This is a genomic window from Dryocola boscaweniae, assembly GCF_025215095.1.
GTDB classification, from domain to species: domain Bacteria; phylum Pseudomonadota; class Gammaproteobacteria; order Enterobacterales; family Enterobacteriaceae; genus Dryocola; species Dryocola boscaweniae.
Genome location: NZ_JALHAP010000076.1, coordinates 152,173 through 169,051, shown reverse-complemented (window position 1 = coordinate 169,051; position 16,879 = coordinate 152,173). Strand labels below are relative to the sequence as shown.

14 protein-coding genes and 1 pseudogene are annotated in these 16,879 nt (G+C 36.4%); 5 read left to right on the top strand and 10 right to left on the bottom strand.

All coding sequences use genetic code 11. The annotated features are described in order from the left end of the window. Nucleotides 1-7 precede the first annotated feature (7 nt). The 7 genes from MUA00_RS09020 to MUA00_RS08995 all read right to left on the bottom strand — a co-directional run bounded on the left by MUA00_RS09020 (nt 8) and on the right by MUA00_RS08995 (nt 6,454). Complete coding sequence (locus tag MUA00_RS09020) at nt 8-1,387, bottom strand: relaxase/mobilization nuclease domain-containing protein (protein WP_271122752.1); 1,380 nt, start codon at nt 1,385-1,387, stop codon at nt 8-10. Next, nucleotides 1,356-1,754, bottom strand: coding sequence for a hypothetical protein (locus tag MUA00_RS09015; RefSeq protein WP_064515975.1), 399 nt, complete (start codon nt 1,752-1,754; stop codon nt 1,356-1,358). The genes MUA00_RS09020 and MUA00_RS09015 overlap by 32 nt, the downstream gene beginning before the upstream one ends. A 163-nt stretch (nt 1,755-1,917) precedes the next feature. Then, nucleotides 1,918-3,534: a DUF2326 domain-containing protein gene (locus MUA00_RS09010; protein WP_271122751.1), complete on the bottom strand. Its 1,617-nt coding sequence runs from the start codon at nt 3,532-3,534 to the stop codon at nt 1,918-1,920. Beyond that, entirely contained in the window at nt 3,528-3,749 is a 222-nt protein-coding gene (locus tag MUA00_RS21240) for an ABC-three component system middle component 7 (protein ID WP_064515979.1), read from the bottom strand. Before MUA00_RS21240 ends, MUA00_RS09010 begins: the two co-directional genes overlap by 7 nt. After that, on the bottom strand, nt 3,746-4,504 hold the full coding sequence (locus MUA00_RS09005) for an ABC-three component system protein (protein WP_064515981.1): 759 nt from the start codon (nt 4,502-4,504) through the stop codon (nt 3,746-3,748). Before MUA00_RS09005 ends, MUA00_RS21240 begins: the two co-directional genes overlap by 4 nt. A gap of 578 nt (nt 4,505-5,082) precedes the next feature. Continuing rightward, entirely contained in the window at nt 5,083-5,514 is a 432-nt protein-coding gene (locus MUA00_RS09000) for a hypothetical protein (RefSeq protein WP_245163509.1), read from the bottom strand. A gap of 31 nt (nt 5,515-5,545) precedes the next feature. Further along, complete coding sequence (locus MUA00_RS08995) at nt 5,546-6,454, bottom strand: DUF2971 domain-containing protein (RefSeq protein WP_064515985.1); 909 nt, start codon at nt 6,452-6,454, stop codon at nt 5,546-5,548. A gap of 632 nt (nt 6,455-7,086) precedes the next feature. On the opposite strand from MUA00_RS08995, the gene hxsD reads away from it, so the two are divergent. Genes hxsD through MUA00_RS08970 form a run of 5 tightly spaced genes read left to right on the top strand, consistent with a single transcriptional unit; the run spans nt 7,087 to nt 12,110 of the window. Further along, nucleotides 7,087-7,359 carry a His-Xaa-Ser system protein HxsD gene (gene hxsD, locus MUA00_RS08990; RefSeq protein WP_064515987.1) on the top strand — a complete coding sequence of 91 codons (273 nt, stop codon included), beginning with the start codon at nt 7,087-7,089 and terminating at the stop codon, nt 7,357-7,359. After that, nucleotides 7,359-8,753: a His-Xaa-Ser system radical SAM maturase HxsB gene (gene hxsB / locus MUA00_RS08985; protein WP_064515989.1), complete on the top strand. Its 1,395-nt coding sequence runs from the start codon at nt 7,359-7,361 to the stop codon at nt 8,751-8,753. Before hxsD ends, hxsB begins: the two co-directional genes overlap by 1 nt. Further along, the gene (hxsC, locus tag MUA00_RS08980) at nt 8,746-9,858 is read left to right on the top strand and encodes a His-Xaa-Ser system radical SAM maturase HxsC (RefSeq protein WP_064515991.1); all 1,113 of its coding nucleotides are present in this window, start codon (nt 8,746-8,748) and stop codon (nt 9,856-9,858) included. Before hxsB ends, hxsC begins: the two co-directional genes overlap by 8 nt. Beyond that, complete coding sequence (gene hxsA, locus MUA00_RS08975; RefSeq protein WP_074392030.1) at nt 9,855-10,493, top strand: His-Xaa-Ser repeat protein HxsA; 639 nt, start codon at nt 9,855-9,857, stop codon at nt 10,491-10,493. Before hxsC ends, hxsA begins: the two co-directional genes overlap by 4 nt. Before the next feature lie 15 nt (nt 10,494-10,508). Further along, on the top strand, nt 10,509-12,110 hold the full coding sequence (locus tag MUA00_RS08970) for a DUF6119 family protein (RefSeq protein ID WP_271122750.1): 1,602 nt from the start codon (nt 10,509-10,511) through the stop codon (nt 12,108-12,110). Between the two features lie 539 nt (nt 12,111-12,649). Here MUA00_RS08970 and MUA00_RS08965 read toward each other — a convergent pair. The 3 genes and pseudogenes from MUA00_RS08965 to MUA00_RS08955 form a co-directional block, all read right to left on the bottom strand. Further along, nucleotides 12,650-12,879 (bottom strand): annotated as a pseudogene (locus MUA00_RS08965) (MFS transporter); the annotation flags it as partial. A gap of 476 nt (nt 12,880-13,355) precedes the next feature. Then, nucleotides 13,356-15,692 (bottom strand): UvrD-helicase domain-containing protein, encoded by a 2,337-nt coding sequence (locus MUA00_RS08960; protein ID WP_271122749.1) that lies wholly within the window; start codon nt 15,690-15,692, stop codon nt 13,356-13,358. Nucleotides 15,693-16,393: 701 nt separating this feature from the next. Beyond that, nucleotides 16,394-16,684, bottom strand: coding sequence for a hypothetical protein (locus tag MUA00_RS08955; protein ID WP_271122748.1), 291 nt, complete (start codon nt 16,682-16,684; stop codon nt 16,394-16,396). Nucleotides 16,685-16,879: the final 195 nt, after the last annotated feature.

Here is a 16,879-nt window from a genome sequence, read left to right as displayed (position 1 = left end):
CAATGCATTAACCCTTGCGGCGAGTATGACTATTTTTACAGCATGGCAATTCTTCGTTATTCAGTTGGTTAATGGTTGCCTGGGTTGGGATTTGCAAAAAGGGGGTCAAGGCATGGATTTTCAACACTCTTTTGAATTTTCTGAATGCATACAACAAACAGAAATCTAATAATTTCAATAGATTAAGTAAAGGAATCCAAACCATGAAGCGGCGAGGTCTTACTTGTCTGATTTTCTTGCTATTTTGTAAATCGAAAACGGCATTGAGTATCTGCTGCCGCTTATCTTCTTTAACTACCGTCTTCGAAGCAGGTGCAACAGAAGCAGTTATTGAAGGAGCATGAGAATGAGAATGAGAATGAGAAGGCGTTAGCGATGCAATTTTCTCAGAAATAGTGAGTGATTCCTTTATTACCTTGATTACTATTTCTGCAGGAGCAGGAGCAGGAGCAGGAGCAGGAGCAGGAGCAGGAGCAGGAGCAGGAGCAGGAGCAGGAGCAGGAGCAGGAGCAGGAGCAGGAGCAGGAGCAGGAGCAGGAGCAGGAGCAGGAGCAGGAGCCTCTGTTGTAGATATGCTGGCTCTTAGACCCTGTAAGTGTTCTGGGTTGTAGTTAAGTCGTTTTTGCAGATTTGCCCAGGAGTAGCTCTTACCCAATTGTGAGGCTTTGAACGCGATGCCATTAAATTCAAATGAGAAGCCATTCATTTTTCCCGTAGAAGCAATGTTGGCCGTCCAGGAAACTTCAGCTTCTTCCAGCCTTTTGATAAAAGTTAGAAGTTGAGGCGTATCAGCTAAACTTTTATCAATGAGCTGTTGAAGAGCTTCCTTAGGTGAAGGAACTCCAGTCCGTTGAGAAAGCATCAGTTCGTTGCGAGATAACTTCTTACGCTTCGCTTGCTGTGGGTCAATAGAAGCTGTGGATTTTGTTACTGTGAGATTGTGTGCTATTTCAAGTTCGCTGATTAAACGTGTGCTGATGAGGTTTTCGTTCCTGCCAAGGTAAAGTTTACCGGCACTGAGATTTATGCGGCTTGCGATGATATGTATGTGCTGGCCTGCTGAATCATCATGTAGGACATAGCAACGAAGATGCGTTTCTGAGAAGCCCATGCGTTGCATGTAGTCGTCTGCGAACATAACCCATCTGTCTTCTGACAGCGATTCACCTGCAGGTAGGCGAAGCGAATTGTGCCACACCGCTTTTTCTACTTCCGGGCGAAGCTGTTTGCTTGTATCGAATTCAGCGATTAGATCTTCTGCAAAGCTTCCCATCATATTGCCACCGATCACGGAGGGAACTTGTTTATGATGAGATGCTTGTTTTAATGCATAGAGAACAACACCAACAAAGCTTTTACCACGTCTGATCTTCTGCATTCCCTTCATCGGGGTTGCTCCATATGTCAGCGCTTAGAAGGTTCTGGCGAAGCTCTGCTAATTGCCGCTTAACAGCGAACAATTCTGTATGGGTAAGCTTGCTATCTTTGCTTTTACTATCTATATGAGTAGCAATACGATTTAGTTTTTGAGATATATCAGATATAGCTTTCCAAGCCTCTGTATTGATTTCAGGTATAACAGGGGGTAATTTTTGGAGGGATGCCATGCGTAACCATTCGCCTTTGCTTTTTTCACCACGCCTTGCATTGAGTAGCTGCAATTCATCTTTGTTAAGCCTTACACTGACACAATATGTCCTAAGAAGGTTTTTCGATATATTAACCCTGCTAATTCGGTTGAAAATGTTATCCATATGAACTCCTTTCATATCTTATAATTTATATATCTGAGCATATTCCATATGCTCTCTATTATTTATATTTTATTCGTGAGGAATGTCAATGTGGTGATTTAATAATGGAGTAAATAACATAAAATGGCCACCTTTCTGAATGCCTAGTAGCCATTCTAAATGATTATTTTCTTTGGGATTCGATATTCCATGAAAATTTAAATGCGGGATATTTTCTACTTATCCTCATAAAACTTGCTTGTCGCAAAATTGATCTTGTATTTTCACTATAAATATTTAGTTGATCTAGTGATATAAAAACTTGTTTATCAATAGTGTTTAATGTGTTAACTATCTTTTCTATAGCTGCGACTTCGACATTTTTGAAAACAATCGAATCCTCAATGGCTATAGGTAATTTTGTTGTATGTAAAAAACTCACATCCAATGCCAGCATATTTGCATAAGATTTACCTGTCCCCGAATCAGAATGATGTTCGAAAAGATAATTATTATCACTGAGAATTATCTGGGGAGGTATTCTGTCTGGACCATAGAATTTTGTGTTAAAGAGTTTGAGGTTTTCATTTAATAAGTTAGAGATTTTTGACAGGATTTCTTCAGTTTTTTCTTTAAGTTCTACTTTTATAGCTGTTGAGGCTTCCTTGATATCATCCTGGCGTTCTCTGTAGTTAACAGTATCTTCGACTTCTTTTTTCTTTATAGATAAAGACAATACTTCATCAATAATCTCGTCCGGTCTATCTACTGACGCTGCTATTTCTTTAATTTTCAGGTCAATTAAACTAATTCCCATATCAATCTCATTTAATTGGTATATAAGACTTTCTTTTTCTTTTTTCAACTCATCACTTAATATTTTTGAAATTGATGAATGGAAACCTTCTACCTCATTTAGCTTTTCAATGTTAACAGTTGGGAAGAAATCGACAACTTTGCAAAAATATCTTTTGGGAATAGGCTTGGTATCAGATATATTTTCTTCTATCCTAAATAATTTACTTGCGAGAGAGTTTTTTTGTTTTAGATATTTATCCTTTTCGACAGCTAACGTTAGGCTTTTTTCGTCCAGAATAGCTTTTATGTTAGCTGCGAAAAGATCTAAATCTTTTTTTATGATGTCAATTTTATTGTCGATAACACTGAGGTCTTGTTTTGCTTGCCTATATTCTTTTAAATTTACTTTTTTGACAAAACCTTGTTTGAACGCAATATCAATATTTTTTCTTTTCACTTCATTTTCGGCTTTCTTTTTTTCAATTTCTTCAATTAAATTATAATAGTCGAAAGATTTTATGAGAAACTCTTTGATTGAAGCATATCCTTCACCTGTAAAGCGCAAAAGAGGTTTATTAGGATTGTAATTATCTTTTCCCCAAATTCTGGAAAATCTTGAGATTAAATTTCTTAATGAAGGGTCGTTTGATGAAAAACCATATTTCTGAGCTAAGAACGTTCTAAAATCTACAATTGACCACTCAATATTTTCTTCGTTGCTTTTAAAAATTACACTACTATGAGTTTCAGTTTTTCTTGTGAAATTATATGATTTTCCATCAAATTCAAAAGTGAAGTCGATATTTAGATGGCCAACTTTCGAAATAACATCTTTGCATAAGGTTATAAAATCATCCCCACCAAAAACAAAATCAATTAACATTAAAACAGATGATTTACCGATGGAGTTGGCACCATTCTTAGGCCCCAATATGGTATTTAAACCTTTTTTGAAAATCAATTCTTTTCTAATTAGTTTTTCACAGTATATATTCTTTAGCATTTTGTTACCGTCCCATTGGCTGGGTTTAATATAATTTTCTCTAAAATAAACAAAAAATCAAGTGAGTAAACAAACTCGTCCAGAGATGAAAAATTACTTGATGTTTTTTTGTATAAATCAGTAATATTAATTTCGTTAAAGTCAGTTTCTAAAATAATTGTCATCTTATATAATATTGAATCTTGGATAGAGATAGATTTACTTGGTGTAATCATGAGTAAACCTCGCAATTTTGGATAAAAAAACACACCAATACTTCCGCTGCTACATTATTAGTTTCTTTAGTGTTTGTTTTTATCCAATTAATTAAATGATCGTATATCTCAGATTGAGATAAATTCTCTCTTTTTAAAGTTAGGTAGTATGTTTTAACTTCATTGAATATTATTTCTGAAGTGTTTGGGATACGTTGATCCAGTTGCTGGAATAATTTTTTTATTTCAGTGTAAAAATAAGTAACTTGAGCCTTGATCTTTATTTTAAAAACAGGGCCAGATTCAGAATTAATTTTGTCATCAACTCTCATTGCGTTGTATGATAATTGTGAATCTTCTCTTGGCTCAAGTGTTGATAGCTTATCAATTATCTCTTTTATATCTTCTTCAATCTTAAAATTATATTGCCTGTTTTTGATTTGTGCAGCTTGTCTTAACTGCTTTTTGATAGCGCATATTTCCCGATAACCCTCAATCGTTCTTGGGTTGTCGAACAACTTATGACAGTCTCTACATAAGGCAATTAAATTATCTTCGCTATCAACATCGTCACAAAGAAGTGGCTCATTTTTTAGTAATTCTTTTTCACCTTTACGAGGAGAAAAAGGATATATGTGTGCTACTTCATAGATCTTTATTTTCCGTTTGCCATTCTGAACCATCAAAGGTTTAGAGCATTTTGGGCAAAGACCACTCACCTCATCATATAAAACTATATGCGTATTATTATTAATGTTCCTGCGTTCTTCACCCACCAATGACTCCTTGCGAAGGGGAAACGATATTCTCTACGTATTTTATTATTATAACATCAATAGGATTTAGCTATAATTGTGAAAATCGTGATCGACATCACATTTGCGGTGGGTATTGCATCTTACATCTAATTTTCTTTAGAGAATTAGTATTGTTCTGTCTTATTTTTTTTAAAGTGGAGCTGTGCGTGAGCAATGTGATTATCCAAAAAATCAGATTGTTTTTCTTTTCAACCAAAGGGCAGAAAAGCAAGGCAACTTAGTGAAGCGTAGCTTCGATAAGTTAGCCCTTGCATATTAACATTCTCAAATGCTATTGACAGCAAGATTATAATTGATATGTATATATTATAAGGTTAAAGAGAGAGATAGTGAGATGAAAACGAAAATAATCGTAGCAATTTATTTTATATTAATAATGTTTTTTGTTATTATATTGTGCAATGCAAGCGAGTTTAACATACTTAATGTGGAGGGGGCTTCTGAAATATATATAGCAATTTATAGTGCTATAATAGTCTCTTTTTTCACAACTCCGCTTGTGATTGTGTTTTTTGCCGTCATGCTAAAAAAATAAATTATTTTTCTTTTGATATTTTAATCCAGTTTTCATAACTTTCACACATAGCTATGGTGGCTTTTATTGTATATAAAATCGTGTGCCCACATATCAGAATATATCCGACTCTGTTTTTCATCAGTAAGTCAAAAGCATCTACTGGGGTTAAATCGATAGTTTTGATAATCGCCAAAGCTGTTGTAATAGCACTAATTGAGAACAATGTGGAATCATTTAAGGATTTTATTAAATCGCGTTGTTCCTTATTGCGCGTTATTATTATGCAAATTGAAAATAATATAGGGACAATTAGTGGGACAAACAGCCAAATAATGTAATTAAGGGGCTGGAAGTAGACCCAGATCAAAATTAATGATGACATTAATATGCTGATCAAATAACCCCAAAATAAGAAACCCCTCATATTCATTAATTTATATAACATAATCATAAATATCCTTAAGTTAGCTCTTAGGTGTTTGTTAATTATTCTTATACTTGTTTTTTACATTCTCAGGGTTTATCAATAAGGGATGTTTGGATATCATTGGGAATCCAAATACATCATCATTAGTCCAACCATTGGCTGAATATGATCTGAAATCCAAAGCGAACCCCTCATTGTCTATCTTTGAAACATAAAATACACAGTTTTTTAATTCTGGGTCAGTGAATACAATTTTTTTTAGTTCTTCAATTTTATTCGTGTCCATGTTACAGCCTGTAGTTATAGAGCGAATTTGAGACTTTTTTATTTTAAATAGATGTATGGTATTGCCATTGTCCAAATGTACTATTTTATCAGCTTGTTCCAAAGGTTTTATGATTCTGCACTCTTTTTCATAACACCATTTCTTACCTTTAACAAAAAAAGGAAAAATGACTCCTGATTCTATGTCTTCTTGGGTGACCATTGGCCTTTCATGAGAGTACGTTATTTTTGATATTTCAGTGTCATCAATAAAGTCACTATGGAATTCAATAATAAAACCTCTGTGTTCGTCTGTGTAATGGGACCACATTAATAAATTACGTCTTGGATCTTCTTCACTAAAAATTGCTACTGATGGCATTGAACACATATCTTTAGAACTGGAAAGAGAAAGAATTCCATATTTATTAGAGAACTTTGAATATTCAGTTTTATAGTGTCCAATTTTATTGAATCGTTTCCATGAAAAATCATGATCACTTGCTGTGAATTCATGATTTTGATAATCATACCCGGATTCTATCATTTGAATATTGTAAGGGTCATGAGGAATTACTACAGGGTTAACTTCGAAGGGGTCATTCAAGTCTTTAGGGGGAGTAAATCTAATATATCCATCTTTTAAAATATCAATTCTATCTTGTGTAACGAATTTCAAAAAGCTGTATGGTGTTTCCATTATATCAACCATCTTTTATTTATTTTTAATAAACCTCATATAGCCATATGTTATCACTTTGAGTGCCTAATCTAAAGACTGGTGCATGAAAATCCGATATACCATTTTTTGTAGGAGAAGGCCCCCTGTCAAGTATGCCAATTGTATTCTATAGTTCTTTTCTATGAATAAAATCTTTAAAAATCATTGTATTGTTTTATTTGTATAATACTGCTGCATCATCTCTGTCTGAGATTTATGACATACGAAAAGTATGTCGGCAATGGCAACATGTAACTCTATGACCCTACTATATAATTTTGCGCTTAAAGCTCGCATCACCAAACCGACTGGCTCTTACATTACTAATAGTGGATAACTTCTCACATCTCCGGCTAAAGATTCGCTACTAACCTGTTCTATCAGCTAATCATAAAATGTAAAAAAAAATTTACAAATTACCCTTTCAAGAGGTAATGTTATTGTATATGGGATAAGTCTTGATTGTGACTTGTGTAACTAACTGAATTTAAATAAGTTAAATTTTATTACACTCACAGAATCTTACGTCATCTATCCGGAAGGCTTAGAAGATGCTTACAAAAACATAAGCCATTCTAATGGTTATGTTTTATTAACTCTTTGAGACATATATGTGGAATAAAACGATAAGCAAAACAGCATGTTCTGAATGGGTTTTACGAAACAGTCTTTACTGGATGACTGCCTATACACGATGGCGATTGGAAGATGACGATGTAAATTGGCATGTCTCTTTTGATACGTGTAGTGAGGAAATACAGTTCGAATTTGAACGGTTGAGAAACGATTTCCAGCTAAGGGAATCTCTTGATAGCCATACGGGAAGAGTTAGAGCAGCGATTATCAGCAATGTTCTGAAGAGTATTGATGAGAGACTCGCTTGATGAAGCTCATGCCGTTTAACTTCGATAGATTAAATGATGGCAAGGTTTTCATCAGTAATCTGGCTGGTTTCCACCACTTCATTGAGGATGCAGAGCTTTTCCAGCTATCATGCAACCAATTTCCAATAGAGCGGAATGTATCGGGTAGCCTTGAAAGTAAGCTTTTTATTGCTAATGATGACGCGGTTTCATTGGCTTCTTCTGCGTTAAGTTCTGGTTTAGCTAAAAGACTCATGAATGATTTAGCCATCAGGCCAATCTTCATGATAGTTCCTACACTGAGATGTGATCATACCTGCAAGTATTGTCAGGTTAGCAGAGCAGCAGTCGGAGCAAGTGGCTACGATCTTGACCCGAAACTCATACCTGAAATTGTCAGCGCTATAAAGAAATTGGGAACACCGCCATACAAAATCGAAGTTCAGGGGGGAGAACCACTCCTCAGATTCGATCTTGTGCAAATGATTTATAACGAATGTGAGGTTTCACTCGGCTCCGAAGCTTTTGAAATGGTGATTGCTACAAGCCTGTCGCTGTTAGATGCTTCTGTCATCGAGTGGGTGAGAAGTAGGAACATTACTTTCTCTGTATCTCTTGACGGCAATGAACATACCCACAATACGAATCGAATCCTCCCTGGAGCAAAAGCTCACTCGAGAGCTATCGCTGGTATGCAACTCATACGTGATGAATTGGGTTCTAATCGTGTTGCTACAGTAACCACCGTAACAAAAGAACTTACCAAAGATCCTGTTTCGATAGTGGAGGCTCATTTGGGCTTAGGTCTTACGGATATGTTTATTAGACCTGTCAGCCCATACGGATTTGCCCAAAAGCAAAGCTTTACCTTTTCGATGCCGGAGTATTTCGAATTTTACAAAGAGTTGATGGAAGAAGTGTTACTTCAGAATCAGAAGGGCATACCTGTCGTTGAGCATTCGGCTGCTATCCATATTAAGAGAATCTTTAATCCGGGCTTCAGTGGCTATGCAGACCTGAAATCGCCAAGCGGAGTGGTTCTGAACTGTATCCTCTTCAATTATGACGGTAAGGTTTACGGTAGCGACGAAAGCCGTATGCTTCAGAAAGTGAATCCCGAAGCAGATTTTAGTGCCGGTAACTTTTCTTCCCTGTCGTTCAGTAATAGTGAGTTCTACAGGTCGTCATTAACATCATCATTTAACTTCGCTATGCCTGGTTGTGACACATGCGCCTATCAGCCTTTCTGTGGCGCAGATCCTTGCCAAAACATCAGTGTCCACGGCGAACCAGTTGGTGACAAGAGCCGGTCTACATTCTGCCAATACCACAAAGGTATGTTCCGTTACCTTCTGAACGAGATATCTCAGGATGGGCCTATGGCAGAGATGCTTAAAGGATGGGCTTATGTCTGAGGTGTTAAGAAACGATATTTTCCGGTTTTCATCTGAACTGCCAGTTAAGCAGGGATTCTATCGCTTGTGCAAATCCAAGCCAGAAAACCCTCAGTTTTTCCTCCCAAATTTGCTTGTCACTAAGGCAAAGAGCGATTCACAGCTACCTGCATATTTTACAGACTCTGTTTTTAGCAAAGAGCTATTTGATTCGATAGAAGATGGTGACATCGGGATCGTTAACAACGGCAACATGCTCAGGGTGATTTTGTCCCGAAGAGCAAATCATAATACGGTTCTGGTAACTGAAAGGTGCAACAACAGTTGCCTGTTTTGTTCGCAGCCTCCTAAGACTGGAAACGATGATTGGCTACTCAGTCAGTCAGCACTTGCCATTGCCTCTTTCTCTTTGAATGGTGTAGTGGGAGTGAGCGGGGGAGAGCCTCTACTGTATGGTGACGATTTCCTGCACTTTATCGATTTCATCATCGAAAACTCACCAGGCACTGCTTTGCATGTTTTAACAAATGGGCGGAAATTTTCAGATGTCAGTTTTACTCGTCAGATGAAAGAACGAAGCGATAAGATCAAAATTACTTTTGGTATCCCACTTTATTCTTCAAGGTCATCAGTTCATGACTATCTGGTTGGAAGTGAGGGGGCATTTGATGAGACAGTCAGAGGGTTAATAAATGCAGGTAACTCAGGGATCAACATTGAACTTAGAATTATCCCTACACAGGCTAACTATACAGAACTTGATGACATCGTTGAGTTCACTGGCCGTGTGTTCTCCAATATAAACCAAATTTCACTGATGGGGCTTGAATCGATTGGATGGGCCCGCAAGAACTGGTCATCAATCTTCGTTGAGCACGACAGCTATAGCGAGAAGATCCTTTCTGCTGTAGAAACCGCTCAGAGGTCGGGTATACCACTTACCATCTTCAATTATCCATTGTGTCACCTTCCGGAAAGAGCTTGGGGATTTGCTACACAGTCCATCTCTGACTGGAAAAATTATTATCCAAAAGAATGTGATGAATGCACTCAGAAGTCTTCCTGTGCTGGATATTTCAGTTCATCAAAAGGCCGTTTTCATCAACCTCCGAGACCTATCAAATGAAAAAATTTAATTTCGCAGCATTACTTCCTGGATTTCTTGCTTTGAATAACTCTGTATGGGCAAGTGACTCAGCTATAGGCGCAAGTGATATGCCTGCAATGTCTCTTAACGAGCATGATATGGTGATAGCCCCTCTAAACACAGAGGTGCCATTTTATATAGCGGGTCATCGCAGTCACAGTTCACATCGAAGTCATAGCTCTCATAGATCATCTTCTGGTGGTGGATACTATGGGGGAACTTCTACTCCCTACTATCCGAAAACTTACAGCACACCAAGCACCTCAGAATCATCAAGTTCAGGGACTCGTTCGTCATCGTCCTCCTCATCTGTCCGTTCACTTCGCTCTAATGACATGGATAGCTCAACCATAACAAACTCAGCAGGAACCACAGGTGCCAACCGTGCAAGTAGTGGGCTGACTTCGGATACAGAAAAACGTAAGCGGTTGATCATGAGAGTGCAGTTCGCTTTACTAGATAAAGGTTTCTACAACGGCAATATCGACGGAAGCATGGGGCCTGCTACAAGGACAGCAATCAAGAATTATAGAGTTGCAAATGGGCTTCCAACTCCAGTAAGAGAAACCTTGGATACACAGTTGTTAAATTCATTGAGTATTTTAGCTCGCTGACCAAAAGGACTACCCATGTCAAATACATATAATATCTACAAAGTCCGCATGTCCTGTCTGGATAAATTGCTCGAAAAAATAGCCAGTGTGGGTTTGAATAAACAAAAAGAAAAAATCATAGATGGCTATAAAATGGAGTTTTTTTACTCTAAAGATTTGGATGGAAATAAAATATGGTGGTGGGAAACTTACAAGGATTTCTTTGAGGAAGGGTTGGAGGAGCCAAAGAATAAGTTTCATTACGGATTGATGATTTGCACAAATGTTGAATCCCCGGATTTGATTTTTGCTATCACACTCGGTAAATCACATTTCTATGTAAATAAATTCATTGAAAGAGATTTTGGAATCGAATTGGCAATAAGAATTGCTAAAGAAGAAACTACCTTGCTCAAAAAGAGCACGTATTTTTCTGGGTCAAAAAGGCAAGAAATATCATCTTACACCACATTCATAAAAGATAGTTATGAGCCTGGCGAATCTGTTGATCATCTCAAATTGAAAGCAACTGATAATGAGTTGTGGGGTGATAAAAATATAATATTCGCCGATTCGATCCAAATGGACACAGAAGTGACTCCCGTAGGGCTTGCTAAAATATTCAACCAAATAATCATGGCTTTGGCAGAACCACAAAGCATTCGTCTGCCTAAAAGAGAAAGAGTATATGATGATTCCTTGATAGTTGATTTGGATTCTATATTGTTTAAAGCTCTGAAAACGATGGATGCTTCATTAATGATTGAGGAATTTCACGTTTACGGGGTCAACTTTTGCTTTAGTTTTACTGAATATAATTATTCAATTGCATATAAAAAAGGCAAAAAAAGTTTTTATAAAAAAAGTTTGGGAGGAGGGATCGACATAAAATCCATATCTGAGTATTTGATTGAAAATGAAGATGTAGAAAACATTAATGACTTACATGTCTCCTTTGAAATTGAGGATAAGGGAGGGAAATTCTCTAAGCCATTAAAAGAGATATTAGATATTTATATTGAGAAAGATGGAGTGCATTATTTCTTAAGTAATGGTGACTGGTGCTCTTTTAATCAATCTTTTTTAGATTATTTGAAAGAGTCGCTTATACAAATAGATTTTATACAAAAAGATCTGTTGGATGAAAATGAGTATCAAGTTTGGGCTAAAGATAAGAAATCAAAAATAGACTCAGGAATGCCTGTGGACAATAAAATAATATATAGAGAATATTATTTCAACCAGAAACAATCTGCTGATAATGGATATGAACTGTTAGACAGGGAATTGACATTGATCAATTCGATGGAAAGCAATAAGAAAAAATATAAACTTGAAGTGGCAGACCTTTACAAGGACGAAGAAATAATAGCGGTTAAAATTTCCGATAAAGAAAAAGAATTAATTTATAATATTGAGCAATCGAAAGATTCATTAGAACTGATACTTAGAAAAACAATACCTTGTGATAAAAAAATTAGCTATGCATGTCTGTGGTTTGTCTTTGAAGAAAAGTTAGAAAGAATAACTCAAAGAAACTCTATCCAATTTTTGCTTGCAATACAATCATGGAAGAAGTTAGCTGAGCACTTTAATATAACCCCTAAAATATATTACTCTCAGCATATAAATAAATGAAATATGGTTGACTTTTATCAGGAATAGAATTAGAAAATCAAATTATTTTTTTGGTTGGAGAGGGTTTAATATGGATAAGAAAAAAATAACAGATGATAATATAAAAGAGGTAGTGGTTAGGTGAGCATACATCAAATTTGTTAAATGATAGGGGGTTTATGACAACTTCACAGACATCCCAGGGAGAAATATAGTAATTGATATTTTTTGGGAACATTTCGAACTTGGCTTTGCTGAAAAGGCACTGTTCATAATAAATAATTTCTATTTTGCAAATTATTATACCGAACTAAATGGTGGTATTGAGCATTGGATCGTTGGAGAATTGCTTGATAATAATTTTGATAACACCCTTGAGGATATGCTGGTCAAGAGAAGGATTAAAGAAGAAAAGGATAAGATGAGTAGTATATTGAATCCTGACAACGGTGAGTGTGATGATTTTAGAAAAAGGTTATAAATTATCTAAAAATAATTTTTTGGAAAACATAAAAGGCAGACATTCATTGCTGGCTTTTATCAGGTATCAACTTACTAACTCAGATCACGACTTTTTTGCCAGACATCATATTTTTTTCAATATGCTCAAGAGGGACCCCTTTGGTTTCAGGGACGAGCAGAAAAGTTATCACGATGAAGACCAGGTTGAATCCTGTGTAGATCCAGAATGTCCTATGCTACTCAGAAGAGAACGGAAGGTTGCACCGATGTTCATGTTTGCAACCCAGTTAGTCGTGGTTGAGCAGGTGATCCCAAAGTCCCGGCATTCCGTTATAAAAGTATTCCTTGAGTAGTCTAGTACACTACTATGCTATTTTTATTTGTTTTCATCAGTTTGTTAGATTTACATTCTTAATACTGCTGCATCATTCTGAAGTGGAATACTTGGGCGGCAGGTAGTGATAAACACAAGGAAAAGTTAACAATTGAAAATGTTTGCTCTGTTCATAAAAAATTGAGATGGTGTTAATCGCAAGGTGACATGTATTAAAATGACACATAAACTTCTACTCAGGACTTTTTTTCTTTTGTTTTATTGTTATTTATTCAAACTTTTAGTTCATCAGTTTCTATCGCCAGCGTTGGTAATCACACTTCTTCAACAACAATGGATAATATAGGTAATTGTTGCCAGTTTCCTATTAATATATATAGGCTATGATTAGATAAGTATAAATTTCAAATGAAATTTTGTCACAACTATGCAGTTAATTATAAAGAGGGATGCAATCCCTCTCTGTTTTGTTACTTAAAATGAGAAAATGCGCCATCGCTTCCTTTAGGTGCAAACCAAAATACTCTTTTTATTCCTCGTGTTATTGCAACATATGCTAAACGATATGACTCATCAACCATTACCTGGTCATAGCTATAATTAAAATAGGAAACCTGCCTATATATCTCATTTCTTAAAATGTGTCCCGTATGAGCTTTACTATCATCGAAAATGACACATACTTCACCCTGCAAACCTTTTGCCTTGTGAATTGTTAAGAAGTTGATTCCTTTAATATTCCCATATTTATTGTTATAAAGTTCTTTTATCTCTTGAAGCGTATTATTGGTTCGACTTAAGACAATTAAATGTGTTTTATCTTTGTTTTTTTGATTTTTAACTAGATTGAACTGTTCAAAAATAATCTCAATAGCTTTGTCCTTCCAAGAATCACCCCCCTTTTTGTCATCATACTCATAACAAAAAACACCATGCTCATCACCATCAGGTTCTCGGCATGAAATTGACTCCTTTACAATTTTTCCTTTAACCAAACCCATCATCTTTTCGGCATCTTCAAGAATCTTTGAATCTGAACGATAGTTTTCCATCATCAAAACTGTATTGTGTCTACCTAATGATTTATGAACGGGGAAAAACTCTGAAAAATTCATGAAAATATCAGGTGAACTTCCTCTCCATGAATAGATAGATTGCCAATCATCTCCTATAGCCATGATTGTAGGTTTTCGACTTAAAATCGCATTTTCTTTTTGTAGTGCTTTTATCCAGTTGGCGATTTGAGGCGATATGTCTTGGAATTCATCAACTAAGAGATTTTCGAATCTTGAGTATCTATTTTTGAATAAATCTCGGCGTTGCTGTAATACCGATTCGTCTGAAAACATGATAAACATTCTGTTGAAAGTCATCATGTTGTTTTTATAGAGAGTGTCTTCGAATGAAGGCCAGAAGATAGCTAATGCTTTTGCAAAATAAAACTCAACCCCTTTTTCTCTAAAAAGTGAAATATTGGATATGGTGGTGACTACTTCTTTACCAAGGCTTTCTATAAAAGAACCTTGATCGTATAATAGCTCAAGTATATTTGTTTGAGCTAATTCACCATTCAACTTTATGGAGAAGTTACTGGGAGCTTCACCAGTGATGTAATTCTCCAAAAAACTATTAACCGAGTTAAGTTTTTGATTGCTATTAATAAATATCGAGATTTGAGTGTTGTATCCAGCAGCTATTTTATTTTTAAAGTATATAGCCTTTCCTAAAAGTATCTTTTTCTTAGGGTCAGACTCACTACCTTTAACATAATCTTTTTCGTCATACAGTTTCTTTCTACCAATATTACCTGACAGAAAAACTGGCATTTTATTATGTTCTACATATCCATTAGCATAAAAAATATTTCCATTAACGTGAAAGCATTTTACCGGACCAGCTATTATTCCATCTATAGGCCATTTCCCTTCTTCATTCCATAGGTCATTGATTTGTTGCGTTAAAACCAGGTCTCGCTCTGCGGCGTAATTAATCAACCAATCTCTTTCCTCCTTTTCATCGGATGTTTGTGATGCAGTTATTGAAATATCTATAAGCTTATCTATACAAATTTTAAAATCTTTGTTTTTGTTATATAGCTCGGTATAAACACCCTTTAAAACCTCAACTTGTTCATTGGTTCTTTTACCTAATGATAACTCTAAACTTGGGTCATCTGGATTTATCCTTCCACCAAGGAAATCGAAAGCACTTATGCCTGGCATAGAACTCAATGAAAATCTATATATAAGAGAATGGAATGTATTTACAATTGAATTTATCGCAACTTTATCATGATCTTTATCCCAAAAACTGAAAACGTAGCTTAATTTATCACTCAACTCATCACATGATTTTTTTGTGAATGAAATAACGGTGATTTTTCTTAATGGAATATTTAAATAAAAGTGCATAAATACTAAGCGGAGAATCAAGGTTGTCGATTTACCTGAACCAGCACCAGCAACAACGCAAGTCGCAGGATGATCTGAAAAAATCATTTTCCACTGAGACGGGGAAGGTGAGCTTAAAATTCCAGCTTCAGTTGCAACTCTTACCTTTTCAATCATGAGTTGCTCTAATTCTCTCGTAACGCCAATATTTTCTGGACCATAAATCGAGTTATCAATAGTGGACATCGATACCGTATCGATTTCGCGACGAATGTGATATTTTAACACACCATCACCATGACCTTTATGATAACCTTTATCTTTCCCCTGAGAATATCCTTTTTTGTACGAACGCCGAATTATTAATTTTATTTTTTTAAAAAAGAGCTTTATGAATATTTTGTCAGCTAATTTCATGTATATCCTTTATCTTAGTTAATATGCTTGAATATTTAGATAGAATAATATTTGTAGTGTGTAGTGTAAACGATTTTAAATGTAAGGGGGCTTCGATGTTTAGGCTATAATCATGGCAGGTAGCATTATATATGAAAATTAAAGCTCCTATCTTTATCGCTGGGGCACTAACTCATTGCGATTTTACTAAGATCGTTAAAAAAAGTGCATATTTGATGAAAATTGACCTTGATACTTGGTTTGAACCTAGTGGATGATAGTCAACAGGTACGCGTGATGGTATCAATGATGGTATCTTACTTATTCCTGTACGTTTAAATCTCTTAAGATCATAAGGATAGTTGCGATGTTCGAGTCCGGCCTTCGCACCTTCTGTCGTTGTTTCTTACCTCAATTGATAGTGCCTATAAACAATACAAGCTGTTAGCTTGCTAGCTCCCCAATAATCCCCGTCCCAAAAAATGAACATCCCTGTCCAAAAGAACCAAACCTAAAACTATCCCAGCATCTCAGCCCGTCCGCTTAACAAACTCTTATGCGCCGTTTCACATATCCGGCTGGCCTGGAGGCCATCTCTGGCGCTGACCGGGTAGAGCCAATCGCTTTTGATTGGTTGCACAATCAGTAGATCATAACTCTCTATGCCTGCCTTTTTTACCCGCCCATTACCGGGGATTCCTCAGCGCCGGAGCTGACTTTCTTTACCAGTAATATTCGGTTGGCTTTTTGTCGGGCATCCAGCAAATGCTGTCAGGATCGCGACCATGAAGGATCTTCCCTGCATTAATACGATCGTCAGCGCGACGCCGACGAGTTGTATAGAGATTATCCCACCAACCAGGATTGATGTTGTAATTCATACCCGGTGCTCGTTCGCCGTAACGATCGGCGTGATGGCAGTGTTTTGCTTCATAGCTGGGATACTGCACACGGAAATGAGGTTTGGCTTTGCCGTGACGATCACGGTCTTTCACTTTATTGAAATTGGACATTTCTGGCTCCTTAACGGTAACTAGAAATGCTCTCCTGCGTAATACATTCTTCCTCCTGAGCACGCCATCTGGCGTAAGCTTTTTGCTCCTGCCTGTTTGGCCCAAAGTGTTTTCTTCTATGGCCGCACATATAGCAACTACAGCAGCAAGGCGTTGTAAATACTATCCCTACGTGCCTTTTCCCACCATCGCCTG

What these genes read in the sequence shown, in the direction of transcription:
- MUA00_RS09020 (WP_271122752.1), bottom strand. Translation starts at nt 1,387, where the DNA reads ATGAAGGGAATGCAGAAGATCAGACGTGGTAAAAGCTTTGTTGGTGTT.
- MUA00_RS09015 (WP_064515975.1), bottom strand. Translation starts at nt 1,754, where the DNA reads ATGGATAACATTTTCAACCGAATTAGCAGGGTTAATATATCGAAAAAC.
- MUA00_RS09010 (WP_271122751.1), bottom strand. Translation starts at nt 3,534, where the DNA reads ATGCTAAAGAATATATACTGTGAAAAACTAATTAGAAAAGAATTGATT.
- MUA00_RS21240 (WP_064515979.1), bottom strand. Translation starts at nt 3,749, where the DNA reads ATGATTACACCAAGTAAATCTATCTCTATCCAAGATTCAATATTATAT.
- MUA00_RS09000 (WP_245163509.1), bottom strand. Translation starts at nt 5,514, where the DNA reads ATGATTATGTTATATAAATTAATGAATATGAGGGGTTTCTTATTTTGG.
- MUA00_RS08995 (WP_064515985.1), bottom strand. Translation starts at nt 6,454, where the DNA reads ATGGAAACACCATACAGCTTTTTGAAATTCGTTACACAAGATAGAATT.
- hxsD (WP_064515987.1), top strand. Translation starts at nt 7,087, where the DNA reads ATGTGGAATAAAACGATAAGCAAAACAGCATGTTCTGAATGGGTTTTA.
- hxsB (WP_064515989.1), top strand. Translation starts at nt 7,359, where the DNA reads ATGAAGCTCATGCCGTTTAACTTCGATAGATTAAATGATGGCAAGGTT.
- hxsC (WP_064515991.1), top strand. Translation starts at nt 8,746, where the DNA reads ATGTCTGAGGTGTTAAGAAACGATATTTTCCGGTTTTCATCTGAACTG.
- hxsA (WP_074392030.1), top strand. Translation starts at nt 9,855, where the DNA reads ATGAAAAAATTTAATTTCGCAGCATTACTTCCTGGATTTCTTGCTTTG.
- MUA00_RS08970 (WP_271122750.1), top strand. Translation starts at nt 10,509, where the DNA reads ATGTCAAATACATATAATATCTACAAAGTCCGCATGTCCTGTCTGGAT.
- MUA00_RS08960 (WP_271122749.1), bottom strand. Translation starts at nt 15,692, where the DNA reads ATGAAATTAGCTGACAAAATATTCATAAAGCTCTTTTTTAAAAAAATA.
- MUA00_RS08955 (WP_271122748.1), bottom strand. Translation starts at nt 16,684, where the DNA reads ATGTCCAATTTCAATAAAGTGAAAGACCGTGATCGTCACGGCAAAGCC.